Genomic DNA, 332 nt, shown 5'->3' with positions numbered 1-332 from the left:
TCGACATTGTTGCCGAGCATATAGCTGGCAAGCGCCGTCCGGACCGTGTCCGTCCCCTCGTTGGCATTCTCGATCACCACGTCGGTCGCGATATCGACCACATAGATGTCGTCGCCAATCCCGCCCAACATCGTGTCGGAACCAGCCCCGCCGATCAGTGTGTCGTTGCCCGCAGCGCCTATAAGCTTGTCGGCGGCGACACCACCTGTGATGACGTTGTCGAGCAGATTCCCTGCCCCGGTAAAGGCTGCCGTCCCGATGTAGGTGAGGTTCTCGACATTGGCAGCCAATGTGTGGGCACTCAGGTTCGTGCGAACCGTGTCGATCCCCTC

General features: G+C 60.5%; 1 pseudogene. It reads right to left on the bottom strand.

Features of this window, described 5'->3' with window-relative positions:
• Positions 1–332: pseudogene (locus FFR93_RS40560) on the bottom strand (calcium-binding protein); the annotation flags it as partial.

This window comes from Rhizobium sp. MHM7A (assembly GCF_005862215.1).
In the GTDB taxonomy this organism is placed as follows: Bacteria; Pseudomonadota; Alphaproteobacteria; order Rhizobiales; family Rhizobiaceae; genus Rhizobium; species Rhizobium bangladeshense.
The sequence above is the reverse complement of the archived record's forward strand: the minus strand, read 5'-3'. Positions and strand labels throughout refer to the sequence as shown.